At 35.8% G+C, this 16,169-nt stretch carries 6 protein-coding genes and 1 pseudogene; all 7 read left to right on the top strand.

Annotated elements, in window-relative coordinates:
* Window positions 1-15 precede the first annotated feature (15 nt).
* The 7 genes and pseudogenes from brxC (at window position 16) to BO219_RS04405 (ending at window position 16,058) form a co-directional block, all read left to right on the top strand.
* Entirely contained in the window at window positions 16-3,555 is a 3,540-nt protein-coding gene (gene brxC / locus BO219_RS04435) for a BREX system P-loop protein BrxC (RefSeq protein ID WP_077428558.1), read from the top strand.
* A 16-nt stretch (window positions 3,556-3,571) separates the two neighbouring features.
* Window positions 3,572-7,078 carry a BREX-1 system adenine-specific DNA-methyltransferase PglX gene (gene pglX, locus BO219_RS04430; RefSeq protein ID WP_077428557.1) on the top strand — a complete coding sequence of 1,169 codons (3,507 nt, stop codon included), beginning with the start codon at window positions 3,572-3,574 and terminating at the stop codon, window positions 7,076-7,078.
* 121 nt (window positions 7,079-7,199) lie between these two features.
* A complete protein-coding gene (pglZ, locus tag BO219_RS04425; protein WP_077428556.1) occupies window positions 7,200-9,749 on the top strand; it encodes a BREX-1 system phosphatase PglZ type A in 2,550 nt (849 codons plus the stop codon).
* A gap of 106 nt (window positions 9,750-9,855) precedes the next feature.
* The gene (locus BO219_RS04420) at window positions 9,856-13,044 is read left to right on the top strand and encodes a DEAD/DEAH box helicase (protein ID WP_077428555.1); all 3,189 of its coding nucleotides are present in this window, start codon (window positions 9,856-9,858) and stop codon (window positions 13,042-13,044) included.
* Window positions 13,045-13,279: 235 nt separating this feature from the next.
* Window positions 13,280-13,774, top strand: a pseudogene (locus BO219_RS04415) (restriction endonuclease); the annotation flags it as partial.
* 660 nt (window positions 13,775-14,434) lie between these two features.
* A complete protein-coding gene (locus tag BO219_RS04410) occupies window positions 14,435-15,043 on the top strand; it encodes a hypothetical protein (protein WP_077428554.1) in 609 nt (202 codons plus the stop codon).
* 1 nt (window position 15,044) lies between these two features.
* On the top strand, window positions 15,045-16,058 hold the full coding sequence (locus tag BO219_RS04405) for a DUF262 domain-containing protein (protein ID WP_077428553.1): 1,014 nt from the start codon (window positions 15,045-15,047) through the stop codon (window positions 16,056-16,058).
* Window positions 16,059-16,169 lie beyond the last annotated feature (111 nt).

The raw sequence follows: 16,169 nt of genomic DNA, 5'->3' as shown, positions 1-16,169 counted from the left end.
AGGAGAGGTTCAACTGTGTTACAAGACACATATACGATTCAAGAACTTTTTAAAAAGCCAATTGATCGTGAAATCAATGGTGTTGTTCAAGCTGGACAATACGATGAAAAAATTGTTCATGACGAGCTTGAAGAGTACGTTATGACAAAAGAAATAAGTGAAAATATGAAGTATTTCTTCAAAAACTACTCATACAGTTTTGATCACCCTACCACGAAAATGGGTGTATGGATTTCTGGTTTCTTTGGCTCTGGTAAATCACACTTTCTAAAAATCTTATCCTATTTACTAAACAATGAAACAGTATATGGGAAAAGAGCAGTAGACTTCTTTAAAGATAAGACAGATGACCAGGAACTATTGGGAATGATGCAGCGTTCTGCTACTTTTGATAGCCATGCGATTTTATTTAATGTGGATTCAAAATCTGCAGGCGGTAAAAAAGAAAAAGCAACGATTGTGGAAGTATTTTTAAAAGTATTTAATCAATACCTTGGTTATTCACCCACTCTTTGGATCGCGAATATCGAGCGTCAGTTAGCGGATGAAGGAATTTATGATGAATTTGTGAAACACTTTGAAGAAATTGAAGGAAAACCTTGGGCGGAAGAACGTGCTCGAATTCTACTTAAACGCAAGTCTTTTATTGAAGCATTAGCAAGATTAGGATATGACGAAGAAACATCAGCTGGATTTTTAGCGGCAGCGAATAAAAATTTCGAAATCAGCTCAGAAGAATTTGCAAAAATCGTTGCAAAGCATGTCCAAGAGAAAGGAGACAATTACCGCCTCACTTTCCTTGTCGATGAAATTGGACAGTACATCGGAGACGATATTAATCTCATGTTGAATTTACAAACGGTTGTCGAAGACTTAGGAAACTATTGCCAGGGAAAAGTATGGGTGATTGTCACTTCACAAGAGCAAATCGATGCGGTTACAAAAGTAAAAGGCTCTGACAACTTTTCAAAAATTCAAGGACGCTTTGCGACGAGAATTCATTTAACAAGTTCAAATACAGACGAAGTCATTAAACGTCGTCTTCTCGAAAAAAGACCAGCAGCAGCTGACCATTTGAAAAGTGAATTCGAACAAATCGGACAAAGTTTAAATAATACGCTAACATTTGAAAAAGATAAATGCGTGTTTCAAAGCGGTTTCAAAAACGAAGAGGAATATGCAGCGATTTATCCGTTCGTTCCATATCAAGTAGAACTCTTGCAACGCGTCTTTAACAAAGTGCGCCGCCAAGGAGAAGCTGGGGCACATTTAGCACATGGAGAACGCTCTTTATTAAATGCTTTCCAAGAGGTAGCTTTGCAATTAAAAGATGAAGATACGAACCAATTAGCTCGTTTTTCACAATTCTACGAAACGGTAAAACGATTTTTAAGTACGTCTGTTTCAGCAACCATTACAGCAGCAGCGAAACGCGAAGGCATTACAGAGTTTGATGTCGAAGTGTTAAAAGTCTTGTTTATGATCAAAGGAATTGATGAAATCAAGGCTACTGTTGAGAATATTACAACCCTTCTTGTAGACAGTGTAGATTGTATTAAAAACCAACTAGAAAAAGAGGTTCGTCATTCGTTAAATCGGCTTCGCCAAAACATGTTAATTGCCGAAAATGCCGATAAAACGTTTGTTTTCTTAAGCGATGATGAGCAGGAAATGAACCGCGAAATTCAAAATGAATATGTCAACGAAGCGAACGTAATCGATGCGTTAGGAAAAATGTTTTTTGAAGATATTGTTCAAATGAAATCATATCGTTATCAAAAAACACATGATTTTGAATTTAATAAAATCTTCGATACGTATACTCGCGGTGGGCGGACAAACGAGTTAACACTTCAAGTGTATACGGGTGATATTACTGAAGAACAAGTACGGGCAGAGGCTAACTCTGGAACGCTGGTCATGTATATTCCACAAGAATATGCAGAAAAGTTTTTTGAACCGATGGAATATGCCCAAAAAATTCAATCTTATGCAAACAAAAAAATTTCAACAAGTTTGACAGAACAACAACGAAAAATATTGGACGAAAAACGGCAACAAATTAGTGAGTTTGAAAAAAAAGCGCAAGAGGCATTGGCGGAAGCGGCTTTACATGCGACTTACTTTGTACAAGGACAAGAATATCGATTTAACGGTAGCTTAGAAAATCAACTTCAAAGTGCTTTTGAAATTCTTGTTCGTAATACGTACAGCTACCTTAGTTACATCGAAGAACCGGTGCCTGTGAAAAACGCTAATGATACTATTTATAAATGGGCAACAGAAGGTCTCCCAGCAACAATAGAAGGAACTTTTGCAAACCATCTCGCTTATGATGTTGTTCTTCGCTATCTAGAAGAAAGCCGCAATCGTCAAATAGTGACGATGAAAGTGCTCGTTGATAAGTTTAAAAGCGCTCCATATGGTTGGAGTGAAAACGACATTGCTGGATTGGTAGCTGCTTTAGTTCATGATGGAAAAATTAAGCTCTCTTATTTGAATGAAACTTTCGATGCCACTCATTCACAATTTATTGCTCGCATCACAAAAGCGTCTGAACGAGAAAAAGTAATTGTGGAAGCTCAACTGGCTATTCCAAGCCATAAACGCAAAATTGTCGTAGAAATCATGCGTGAGTTGTTTAACTTCTATGATGTAGGCGAAACGTATGATGATATTGCGAAAAACATTCGCGCACAGCTTCATAAACATTTCCTTGAACCAATTACGGAAATGTTAAAGACGAAAGAATATGAAGATAAACAATATCCATATCCAGGCGGTATTCAACTGGCGAAATTAAAGAATAGTATTGAAGAATTGTTGTCCCATTCAAAGAGTGAGAATTTTGTCGATGAGTTTATTGAGTTAGATGAAGACTTAGAGGAATGGCTCGAGGACGTTCAAACTTTATCTTCTTTTTATAAAGGACATGCGATTCGCCATTTTGATGAAAGTGTCCGTCTATTAAAAGAGCGTGCGGATGATTTAGACATCGCCAAAAATCAAATGGAAGTACAAAAAATTAAAAATCAAATTGTTTCCATTTTAACAATGGATCGTCCTTATCGAGAAATTCCTAAATTACCACTTTTAAATGAAGAATTAAGAAAAGAACTTACGAATTTTGTAAAGAAAGAGTTAGGCGCCCAGCTCGAACAAATGGAAGAAATTCGCCGAAAGATGGAAATTCTTAAAGAACAATATGACGTTGAAGAGATTAAAGCTATTGTTCAGAACGAGTTGGCGGAATTGCAAGCACGTATTGAACAACTAAAGGATATGGAAAGTATTTCTCGCGTATACTCATATACACAAATGGCGACAAACGATTTGCGTCGTTTAGAAGAAAAAGTTCATGAAATGTATCTTGAATATATAGGGGGAACTGGTGGTGAAGATGACCATAAGGTTGAAGTGCCAGTTTCTCGATTGTTACCTTTTGATAAAGTAGAAATTCGCAACGAGGATGACGTGCATCGTTTATTAGAAAAAATGAAAGAAGAATTACTGAAAGAGGTTCAAAGTGGAAAGGTCATTGTAATAAAAAAATAGAAGGAGACGGAATGCGATGAACAAACGAGCGTTAAAAGAATTTGCGGTTTATGCCCGCAATGAGCTTCGCAGCCAAATCGCATTACGAGCACAATCCTTTGGGATTACTCCTAAAGGCTCTCCTGTGCTTGGAATAGGTGCTGATTATGTTGAAATTAACGGCAAAAAACTGCCGTTATCTTATAAAAACGGTCTACAAAAACTGTTAAAAGAAATTGAAACAAAAGGCTATGACCAAGTGATTGAAGAAGTCGCGTACACATGGTTTAACCGCTTAATCGCGATTCGCTATATGGAAGTGCATAACTATTTGCCGTCAAAAATTCGCGTTTTATCAAGCGAAACGAAAGGAAAAGTGGATCCGGATGTTTTAACCGATTATCAATATGCGGACTTGCCAGTAGATAAAGAAGAGATTGCATCTCTTTTACAACAAGGAAAGCGGGAAGAAGCGTATCGGAAATTATTAATCGCCCAATGTAATGAATTGCATGAAATCATGCCGTTCTTATTTGAAAAGTTAGCGGATTATACGGAACTGCTGTTGCCGGAGTCGTTGCTACATGCGGATTCGCTGATTAACAAACTAGGCAAAGAATTAGAAGACGAAAACTTCGAGCATGTAGAAGTCATTGGTTGGTTGTATCAATACTATATTTCCGAGAAAAAAGATGAGGTATTTGCGGGATTAAAGAAAAACAAAAAAATTACAAAAGAAAACATCCCAGCTGCGACGCAGTTATTTACACCACACTGGATTGTCCGCTATATGGTAGAAAACTCGCTTGGTCATATGTGGCTCGAGTCTCATCCAGAATCCAACTTGAAAGCAGAAATGAAATATTATGTAGAGCCAGTGGAACAAGAGCCAGAGGTACAAGCGAAATTAGAAGAACTACGTAACCCAAATCTTTCACCGGAAGACATCACCATTTTAGATCCTGCGTGCGGATCGGGACATATTCTTGTATATGCGTTCGACTTACTTTATAAAATTTACGAAGAGCGAGGCTATCCAACCCGTGAAATTCCATTTCTCATTTTAGAGAAAAACTTATACGGAATCGACATCGATGACCGTGCGGCACAGTTGGCGGCATTTGCGTTAATGATGAAAGCGCGTGAGAAGACGAAAAAGATTTTCCGAAATCCGCCTAAGTTGAATATTATTTCAATTCAAGAATCAAATACGCTTGATATTGATAAAATTGTAAATTTATTAGTCGGAAATGAAAAGAAAGAAGCTGAGCAATTAAGAGAGATGTTCAATATATTTAGGGATGCGAAGAATTATGGTTCAATTTTGCAACCTAAACAAATGGATTATTCCTCTGTTATTCAGAAAGTAAAGGAACTGAAGGAAAAAGGAGCCGATTCACTATTTGAAATAGAAATAATAGAACAATTACCACTAGTAGAGAAGCTATTAAGACAAGGAGAAATGTTATCGCTTCAATATGATGTTGTTATTACGAACCCACCTTATATGGGTGCAAAGAAAATGAATGTGAGTTTAAGCAGCTATATCCAAGAGTATTACGACGAATCAAAAGCAGACTTGTTTTCAGTATTTATAGAAAGATGTAATATCTTTACTAAAAAACACGGTTTTCATGCTGAGATTAACCAGCAGTCCTGGATGTTTTTAAGTAGTTTTGAGAAATTGCGTAAAAAGATATTAGGTCAATGGACCATTCAATCTATGTTACACTTAGGTTCTGGTGTTTTTGAAGAGATTAATGGTGAGGTAGTTCAGAGCACAGTATTTATAATGAGGAAAATATTAATTGAACAATTTTATGCTAAGTATTATAGGTTAATTCAATATTCAAACATATCTGCCAAGCTTGAAGCCTTTAAAAATCAGGAATCTGAATATATATCAAAACAAACTACATTCGATTCTATTCCAGGCTCCCCTTTTGCCTACTGGGCTACTGATACTGTAAGAAAGATTTTTAAAGAGAACAAGAGCTTGGGAGATATAGCTAATCCTAGACAGGGAATGGCTTCCTCTAACGATAAAGAGTTTGTAAGACATTGGTATGAAGTGAATTTTAATAAGCTAGGATTTAATATGAAATCCCTTAAAGAGGCCAAGGAGAGCGGAAAAAAATGGTTTCCTTATAATAAAGGAGGTAAGTTTCGGAGATGGTATGGTAACATACTATCTGTGATTAATTGGGAGAATGATGGTTTTGAGGTTAAGAACTATGCCTTGAAATTCGATAAAAACTATACTAGAAGAATAACAAGTATTGAATATTATTTCCGAGAAGGTATTACCTGGACAGCTATAACAAGTAGTGATTTATCTCTTAGATACTTTGGCAATGGATTTATTTTTTCGAATGCAGGGATGGCAGTATTTGATAAACATGAAAACCTAATTTATTTATTAGCGTTACTCAACACAAAAGTCGCTAAACATTTAATTGCAAACTTAAGCCCGACGTTGAACTACAATCAAGGGGATATTAAACGAGTACCTGTTATTTTCTCTAATGAAATAAAGTACATTAATGATCTGGCTAGTAATTGTGTAGCCATATCACGGAGAGACTGGGATTCCTTCGAAACATCCTGGGATTTCAAACAGCACCCATTTCTCACATACCGAGGAGAAGCAAAAACATTACACGAATGCTACGCAAACTGGGCAGACTATGCGGAAAAACAATTCCGCCAGTTACAGAAAAATGAAGAAGAGTTGAATCGTATTTTTATTGAATTGTACGGTTTACAGGATGAACTAACACCAGAGGTACCAGATGAAGAAATAACCGTTCGCCGTGCTGATCGTGTCCGTGATGCGAAGTCGTTCTTGTCTTACTGTATTGGTCTTATGATGGGGCGCTATTCGTTAGATGTCGAAGGTCTTGCGTATGCAGGTGGTGAATGGGATGCTTCGAAGTATAAAACATTCCAGCCTGATAAAGATGGCATCATTCCGTTGACAGAAACAGCGTACTTTGAAGACGATGTCATTACCCGCTTGCAAGAGCTATTAATTTTAATGTTCGGCGAAGGCACGTTAGCGGAAAATCTTCGTTGGTTAGCGGAGTCATTGACGATGAAAAATAATGAAACACCGACAGAACGTTTACGTCGCTATTTCTTTGATGAGTTTTATGCGGACCATTGCAAGATTTATCAAAAGCGTCCGATTTATTGGATGGCGGAGTCTGGTTCGAAGAAAGGTTTTCGTGCGTTATTCTACCTACATCGTTATACGCCAGAAACATTAGCGACGATGCGCTTTACGTATGTACAAAACTTGCAAGAGAAACTTCGTCAAGAGCAAAAACGTCTCGAGCAAGACCTTATCAACCCGGATTTATCTGCTGCGATGAAGAAGCGTTATGAGAAGCAATTGAACCAAATTAAAGCCCAGCAAGAAGAACTTGTTGAATTTGATAAAAAATTAGCGGAACTTGCTAACCAGCGCATTGTCTTAGATTTAGACGATGGCGTCGTTGTGAACTACGAGAAATTAAAAACGATTCTTGCAAAAATCAAATAAGCAAAACAGAATGGATAGGGTCTTTTCCTATCCATTTCTCTTGCTTCGTGAGGTTTACAAATGGTTGAATCTTTTTTATCTTAGATAATATGAGTAAAGATTTACTGAGAGTTGGTGCAAGATGAATATAACAGAAGAGTTATTACGATTGTTCCAAGAACAACTGGCTGAAAATAACGGTGCTGATCGTGCTATTGTGTTTTGGTATGATCCACAAGGTGCTGAACGCGATTTATCAGAAATTGAACAAGTATTGAATCGTGAAGGAATCAAAGTTTGGAGATTAAATAATCATAATGCCTTCCAGACAAAAGTATTGTTGGAGCTTGAAGATACGGAAAGTTCTTATTTAATTTATGCTCCTTTTGCCAAACCAAAAGATGAAGATAACTTTTTACTAGATATCCTTCTTTACAGCGGCAAACATGGAGAGTTTCAGGCGGATGAAATTGCGATTATGATGAAGGAACTCCGTATCGATCATTTAGCCATCCGGCCGTTTATGGAGAATCATTGGGCATTTTTTAAAAATAAGCAGCGCGTTGCGAAGTTTAAAAAATTGCTTCCAAACAGCCCAAATGTGAATGATGTGAAACAAGCGATGATGGCGGTGTTATGCGATGCGAAAAGCATCCATCCTCAAGAACTATTAAAAAGTGTCATCGCAAACGGTGGGATTAATGATTCAAATGAAGCGTTGCTGAAGGTGGAGAAATACTTAGATGTGAATCTTTTTTACGAGTTAATAGAAGATTATTTCGGCGTTTCCAAAAGAGAAGAAAATCGTTTATCTCATATCATGGAGACCATTGTCTTTCAGCATTTTGCCGTGAATGTAGATGAGAATTTGTTGAATATTCATTATCATTCCAATGTCCCAAATATTTGTAAGGTATTTTTGGATGATTGGTTAAAATCAGATGAACGGGAAGTATTAGAAAACATTTTAGATGAACTTGAACGAAAATGGAATATTGCACAGCTAGTAGATCAACATACGTATCAAGCATTCATTCGTTGCCATACGTTCTCAGTTATTGAACGAAAAGTGTTGGACGCATTGCATGAATTGTTGTTAAGCGAAACGGTTCTTGTAAATGAGTGGAAGAGTATTTTGGCAGAACGAAGAAAAAGCTACTGGTATAAAACTCGTTTCCACCAAGAGTATCAATTATTAGAGAAAGTGCTGCATTTTTATGAATGGAAAGCGATCTTTGAACGTGATGACGTACCAAAAAATGAACAAGAATGGTTTATGTTTTATGTCGAAAAGTATTACAACATTGATCAATTTTATCGTCATATCCGCCTTAACTATATGAGTGGGACAAACTTAGAGCGATACGAAGAGTTGATGGAGAGAGTTACCTTTTGGTATGAAAATAAGTTTTTAGCAACGTTAGGAACTTATACGGATGCAATGTTAGAAACAAAACTCCGTGAACATTGGAGCATTCAAGGTGTAATGCAACAAAAGAATTTTTATCCACATTTTATACGACCGTTAATAGAAGCAACGAGAGAGCGCGTCTTTGTCATTATCTCTGATGCGCTTCGTTATGAAATAGGAATGGAGTTATTAGAGAACTTTAAGCAACGTTTAAACACAGAAGTGAAACTTATTCCAATGCAAACAACGCTTCCAACCTATACGCAACTTGGAATGGCTTCGTTGTTGCCAGGAAAGATTACGGCTATTAAAGAAGATGGAACGATATATGTGAATGACATTTCTACAAAAGGATTGCAAAATCGTAATAAAATTTTGCAAATGCACGAGCCTGATTCCATAGCGTTTAAAATGGAAGAGTTTATTCAGTTAAGTAAAGACGAGGGGCAGGAATATATCCGTGGAAAACGTGTTGTCTATTTATATCATGACGGTATTGATGCCATTGGCGATTCTAGTAAGACGGAAGGATATACGTACGAAGCGGTAGAAAATGCGATGGAGCGTATAAAAGCAGCCGTTCGAAAACTAACAGGTACGTATGAGGCGGTTCGTATTTATATTACGAGTGATCACGGCTTCTTATATCAAACATCTCAAGTAGAACGATATCAAAAGGCGGAAAGTATTAAAGGCGATATTTATGACGGAAATCGCCGTTTTGCCATTGGTAAAAATTTATCGGTTCCAGATGGGGCAATCAAAGTTTCGCTTGACTATTTAGGATTAGACTGTGAAGCGGTTATTGCAAAAGGGTTAAATCGCTTTACTGCCGGTGGGGGATTACGATTTGTTCACGGCGGAGCAATGCCACAAGAAAGTATTGTACCATTAATTGAGTACCGTCAAATAAAAGGAAAAGCACGTAAATCAGAAGAGGAACGAGTGAACGTACGCGTTGCCTCGATTCAGAAAGTCATTACAAGTTATCGATTTGTCGTTCCATTTTTCCAAGAAGAGAAAGTGTCGAATGAATTATATCCAAGAACATTGCGTGCAGCGTTCTACCGCAACAACGAACGAATTTCCAATGAGGTTACGATTACTTTTGATTCAAGCGGAGACGTTTCCGAACGGCAAACAGAGGTTGTGTTCCATCTTTTTGAAGATCGTTATCGAACGGGAGAAATATGTATTTTACGTTTAGAGGATGTGTCAGGACGTACAACAGAATTGTATGTAGAAGAAGAATTTGAGTTGAAGTTATACAGTATTGATTAAAAAACAATGATTGTTAGGAACAAGCCTTTCTGGTCGTATATGGTCAGAAAGGCTGTCTTTTTTTGTTATAATAAATGATGGAATTGACAAATATAGGAGGAGCAATATGTTGCAAGCTGGCGACATTGTAAGAGGTCCTTTATGGCCGGAAGTAGTGGAAATTAAAAAATGTGAGGTCATTCAAGAACATTTTTATCGTGTAGAAGCGTATGGAAAGGATACAAGTAAATATTATCAAGTGATTATTCTTCCAGAACAACTTTCAAGCATTGAAGTTATTAGTGCAAGTAATCATAAAAGAACATTTTCTCCAGAGGACTTACGACAATATTTACTTTATTGGGAATTCATTGTTGATAAGAAGTTTTCAAAAGTACGGGCATTAGGAAATAAAAATTTAATTCCTTTACCGCATCAGATTGAAGCAGTATACGGCAGAATGCTTCAAGTACCAACCGTAAGATTTTTACTAGCAGATGATCCTGGTGCAGGTAAAACGATTATGGCTGGGATGTTAATTCGGGAGTTAAAAGCGAGACAAGGTGCGAATCGAATTTTAATACTCGTTCCGCCACTAGTGTTAAAACAATGGCAGCAAGAACTGCAGGAGAAGTTTAACGAAGATTTTATCATTGTCACCCGTTCCACATTAAAAGAGTACAGTGGAAAAAACCCATTTGTTGAGAATGATTGCGTTATCACGTCGCTCTATTGGGCAGCACGGGATGATGTAAGAAGTCTTGTGATTGAAGCAGATTTTGATTTAATTATTGTAGATGAAGCGCATAAGATGGCTGCATATACAACAGGTGGCAAGAAAAAGAAAACAAAACGAACGAAAATTTATCAACTCGGAGAAATGATTTTACGCCATAGCGAGCATTGCCTGTTGTTAACAGCCACTCCTCATAAAGGTGATGTAGAAAATTTCCGTCATTTAATGAGATTGATTGACCCTGATATTTTTTCGTCGGTTGGAATTAAAGAAACATTGCGTGATAAAACAAATCCATTTATTATTCGGCGCTTAAAAGAAAATTTAAAGTATTTTGATGGAACCCCTTTATTTCCAAAACGAACAACAAAGACAATTACATACAACTTGTCTGATAAAGAATTAGAGCTTTATGAAGCGGTTACACAATATGTGAAAGAGCATTTTAATCGTGCTATTAATCGGGGAAATAACAGTACTGCGTTTGCGATGATGCTGTTGCAAAGACGGTTAAGTTCTTCCATTGAGGCGATTCATTTATCGTTAGAACGTCGTTATCATCGTCTCACTAAGCTTCTTGAGGAAGTAAAACAACAACAAACGATTCAATTACAAGAATTGTCTATCGATGAATATGAAGAGGCGACATTAGAAGAGCAAGAGCTATTAGAATTAGAAAGCGAAGTATTGGTAGATGCAATTGACCCGATGGAGCTTGAATTAGAGATTGAAGAATTAAAAAAGTTAATTGCTTATTCTAGTCATATTAGGGAAAACTATGTTGAACGTAAATTCATAGAATTAGAGAATACGTTATTTGGCGCAGGAGGCTTATTGCAAAAAGGGGAAAAAATTCTCATTTTTACCGAGTCGACAGATACATTGCATTATTTGGAAAAGAAACTTCAAGCCCATGGATTAAAAATTGCAAAGATTATTGGAAAGTATTCGATGGAAGAAAGGAGAAAGCAAGTTGAGAGATTTAAAAATGAATGTCCTATTATGTTAGCGACAGATGCCGGTGGTGAATCGATTAATTTACAGTTTTGTAACCAAATGATTAACTATGATATCCCATGGAATCCGAATAAGTTAGAACAGCGGATGGGACGCATTCATCGAATTGGTCAGAAAAACGAAGTATTTATATTTAACTTAGTAGCGGGAAACACCCGTGAAGGGGACGTATTGCTGACATTAATGAAAAAAATGGAGCAAATGAGAAAAGATTTAGGACATGATTTAGTTTACGACTTTATCGGCGATCGACTGGAAGATAAAGTTGCCGATTTACCGACATTAATGCAACAAGCAATCTTAAACCGTGAACGGCTGGAAGATATTAAGAAAGATATAGAGGGAGTATTGTCTCAAGAATACGCGGAATTATTGAGAATTGCTAGAGAAGAACGTCTAGCCGTTGATACGATTGATTTACCAGGGATGAAACGTGAACAGTATGATATTGCTATTCAAAAGATTCCTACTCGCGTGTATGCCGAGTTTGCAGTAAATACGTTAAGTCGAAATCGGGTAAAGGTATATCCTTCCCAAAATGATCATGTATATCGTATTGATCGCATTCCGAAGTCCATACGAGAATTTGCAAGAAAACATCGTATTCCTTTAAAAGGAAAAGAAGAGTCGTATCGCTTTACAGATGCGAACGAGTATATGGATGAGGAAGTTTCAATCATGCTCAATGACCATCCATTATTTTCTTTATCATTACAATTGATGAAAGAAGAGATAGAAGGACTCGTATTACCTCATTTTGAAGTTAAATTTCCAATCAATGAAGAATTGCTAATGGAAGGTTACGAAATCAGTCTTACAGACGGTACAGGACGTGAATTATTTCGCGATGTTGTCTATTTTGCGAAGCGTAAAACAGGTGAAGTAATTGAGGTAGACTCCTATTGGCTATATGGTTACTCGTTTGAGCAGCCATTCATACATGAAAGCCAAAAAAACGAGCCCCAATTATTTATGCATGCAATGAACAAAGTTATACAAAAACGTGAAGAGTTGGTTCTATCAAATGAATCACAATTAAACAAAAAAATACAGTTTCTCCGTCGAGCATTTGACCATCAATACCAAGAAACCGTATTAAGACTTGAAAAGTACCGTAACGAAAACGAAGAAAACCGAAATTCAGCACTAATCAACCAAATGAAAGCAAAATTAATTGATATCGAAGATCGCCGTAAAGCTCGTTTGGAGGAAGTAGAACGTGAACGAAATGTAAATATCATTCCACCAAATAGACTCGTTCAATTCACGCTGTTGCCAGATGAGGAAAAAAGCTATCGCCTTCTCTCGATTGACTACAAAGAGTTAATTGAGCAATATGAACAAGCAAACGGCCGAAAAAACGTAAAAATGTACCCTGCTTTATCTCTTGTCGATTTCATGAGTGAAGATGAACAGGGGAATCCGCGATTCATTATTCTAACAAACAATCAAACGATGACTTTACCTAAACATCATTTAAAAGACTTATCAGAACTACGAGGATGTATTTATATATATTTAATTGAAAATGGAAAAGTGACGGCAGAAAAATTGGTTGAATAGTACGATGAATGGTGTCGCCTAAATATAGAAGGCGGCACATTTTTGTTTAGTAGCAGGGGAGCATTTCTGTAGTGGGGAAGAGAAAAAGAGTTTACCTGATATTATGTAGGTGTCATACCCGGTTGTACGTCCTAACTAAAAAACGAGCAGGAACCGATACGAATCATAATAGATTTTTTCATTATAGGTTTCGATATTACAAAACATAGATATGAGAATTGGATACAGTAATCGTGTGGAAATTTTGATTGGTTGCAATCGATTAAAAGATTTTAAAAACAACTCGCAAAAATTTATCGAAGAAGTAACAAAAATTATTCAACGCGAAATAAAGCTGCTTTTAAAAGACGGTGTAAAATATTATAAAATCGGCGAGTATGCGTATTACGCGGTTGAGCTGTTCCAAAACGAAGAGCTGCTTGCCTATTCAAACGACAACACCATCCGAAGCGAAAAGTCACCGTTTGATCATGTCTTTTATGATTCGGATATTGAAGCAAGTTTTGCGAAACGGTTCGAAAATGACGAAAACGTGAAAGTATATGTTAAACTGCCAAGATGGTTTAGAATTGATACACCGATTAGCTCTTACAACTCATACTGGGCGCTTGTCATTGACAAAAATGGTGAAGAAAAACTATAATTCGTCCTAGAAACGAAGGGTACGAATATTGAATTTATCGGACCGGAGAATGACGTTAATCAGTTTATGCTGCGGGCACTAAACCGTTATAATTCATTTACGACAGAAGCTGTAGTGCGTCTGTCTTTTTTTGATTTTTATGACATAATTCGACATGATTTTTTGTTAAATTTAGATATTATATCCATTGTGATGATAATAAGGTATTTTATCTGGATAGTAGTTAACCAAGAAGCGAAAAAAGGTTAAAAACACGATATTTACTACGATTTCTTTACTGGTAGAACGCCAAACTATGTCTTAAATAAATTGCGACGTTCGCCTTATGAGTAATTAATTAGTAACTATTCAAATAAATCACAAGGATCTTTAACTGTATACCATATTGGAAGGGACTCGTCATATGGCGTGGAAACCTCGCGTGGTGAAGACGATGGCGGTCTGAACACACCTTCATTTTACATTTATGCTAGTTGATATCGGTGAACAGAGACTGAAGTTCGAACACGTGTCAGATTTTGTGACGAATGGTCGTAACATGTTCGGGAATTTCCAACTTGCTAGTATATTTGGACACGTGATAGGGGCTCTCTACTTTTTGTAACTCCCGGATGACCGATTTGTTCCACTAGTTGGAAATCTTTTTTGAAAGGGCGTCAGTGGGCAGAACAGGTCTAAATAATTTGTAAATATTTGGGGTATGGTAAAAAAGTATGTGGAAAGGTTTATTTAAAAGAGGGATGACAATTGAGAACTATCGCAATATCTGAAGAAAATAAAAATTTACTAGATGAATTCAAAAAAGTTCTGGATAATAAAGAAATGTCTGACGCAGATATAGTGGATCGATACATATTGTTTGGAACTCCTTTTGTATTTAAAAATAATGAGGATAAATATTATTTTTTGAAAAGAGAAATAGCAAATTTTTTTGGGACTAGTACTTCAAATGTTATAATGGTTGGCTCGGCTAAATTAGGTTTTAGTATTGCACCACAAAAATTATGGAAATTATTAGACGATGATTCAGACATAGATATGGTTATAATATCTGAAGAATTATTTGATGACTATTGGAAACAGCTTTTTGAATTTAATATAAACCTAACATATAGAAATGAAAAAGAAGACGAATTATATAGGGATTTTTTAGAGTATTTTTTTAAGGGATGGATTAGACCTGACAAATTTCCATTTAAGTTCGATAATAAGCGAAAATGGTTTGAATTTTTTAATAAAATTTCTTACGGAGAGTATGATAAACGCAAAATTACTGGAGCTATTTATAGAAATGAATATTTTTTTAGAAAATATCACGAACAAAATATTCGTAGACTAAGATTAGGAGGAAAATAAAATGCAGAAGAATATAGGGATTGGAACTAATAAAAAAATTATTGAAATTTATAATATGATGAGGGAAGGAACATTAATTCTTAAACCGAGTTTTCAAAGAAATTTAGTATGGAATAACAAGCATAAAGAACATTTTATAGAAACTATTTTATTAGGGTATCCTTTCCCAGAATTATATTTTGCTGATGGTGAAATAGATTTAGTCATGCAAAAATCTCAAACATTAGTAGTAGATGGTCAGCAGAGACTAAATACTATTTATGAATATATTACCGATTCACCAAAACTTATTTTAAAAAAAGTGAAACGGTTTCCTGAGTTAACAAATGAAGAGCAAAGAGCCTTTTTCGATTATCCTGTTGTTGTAAGAGACCTTGGTCGTTTAGATATGAAACAGATAAAGGAAATTTTTAATCGAATTAATTCAGTACAGTATGCTCTTAATGCGATGGAAATAAATAATGCACTATATGAAGGTGAATTTATTAGTACAGCTAAAGAAATTATTGATACTGGGTACTTAAATGATTTGAATATATTTGGAGAATCAGAGGCATCTCGAATGATAGATTTACAATATATAGTTTTAATAATGACAACGATAGAAATAGGAGGATATTTTACAAGTGATAATGAGGTAGAAGAATTAATCAAGCTTTATGATGATGAGTATCCTAATAAAGAACTAATGAAAGATGATTTAATAACTGCTTTAAGAATAATCAAAAATTTAAATTTACCTGTTGATTCAATATGGTATAGAAAGTCAAGTTTATTTTCATTAATTGTTGAATTAGTTTTTGTAAAAAGACGGAAAGGGCATTTTCCAGAAGAAGAAAAGTTACGTGAAACACTTATAAAATTAGAAGAAAGAATTTTAAAGAACAAAGGAAAAAATAAATCGGAAAATAAATATGCAAGATTTTATAATTACATATATCAAAGTACGGCAAGTAGATCTGGAAGAATTGCACGTGGTGAGTTACTAGAAGAGTATTTAAACAGTTTATTTTAATATCTTATTGTTTTATTTAAAAAAGTACCTGCTATTACCCGGGTTTTATAGTAGCTCACTTGTCAGTAGCTCACTTGTCGTTTGAGAGGTCACAGGTAATTCTCTCTTAAG

Source organism: Anoxybacillus kestanbolensis, assembly GCF_001996285.1.
GTDB lineage: Bacteria > Bacillota > Bacilli > Bacillales > Anoxybacillaceae > Anoxybacillus > Anoxybacillus kestanbolensis_A.
This window is presented reverse-complemented; position numbering and strand designations above follow the sequence as displayed.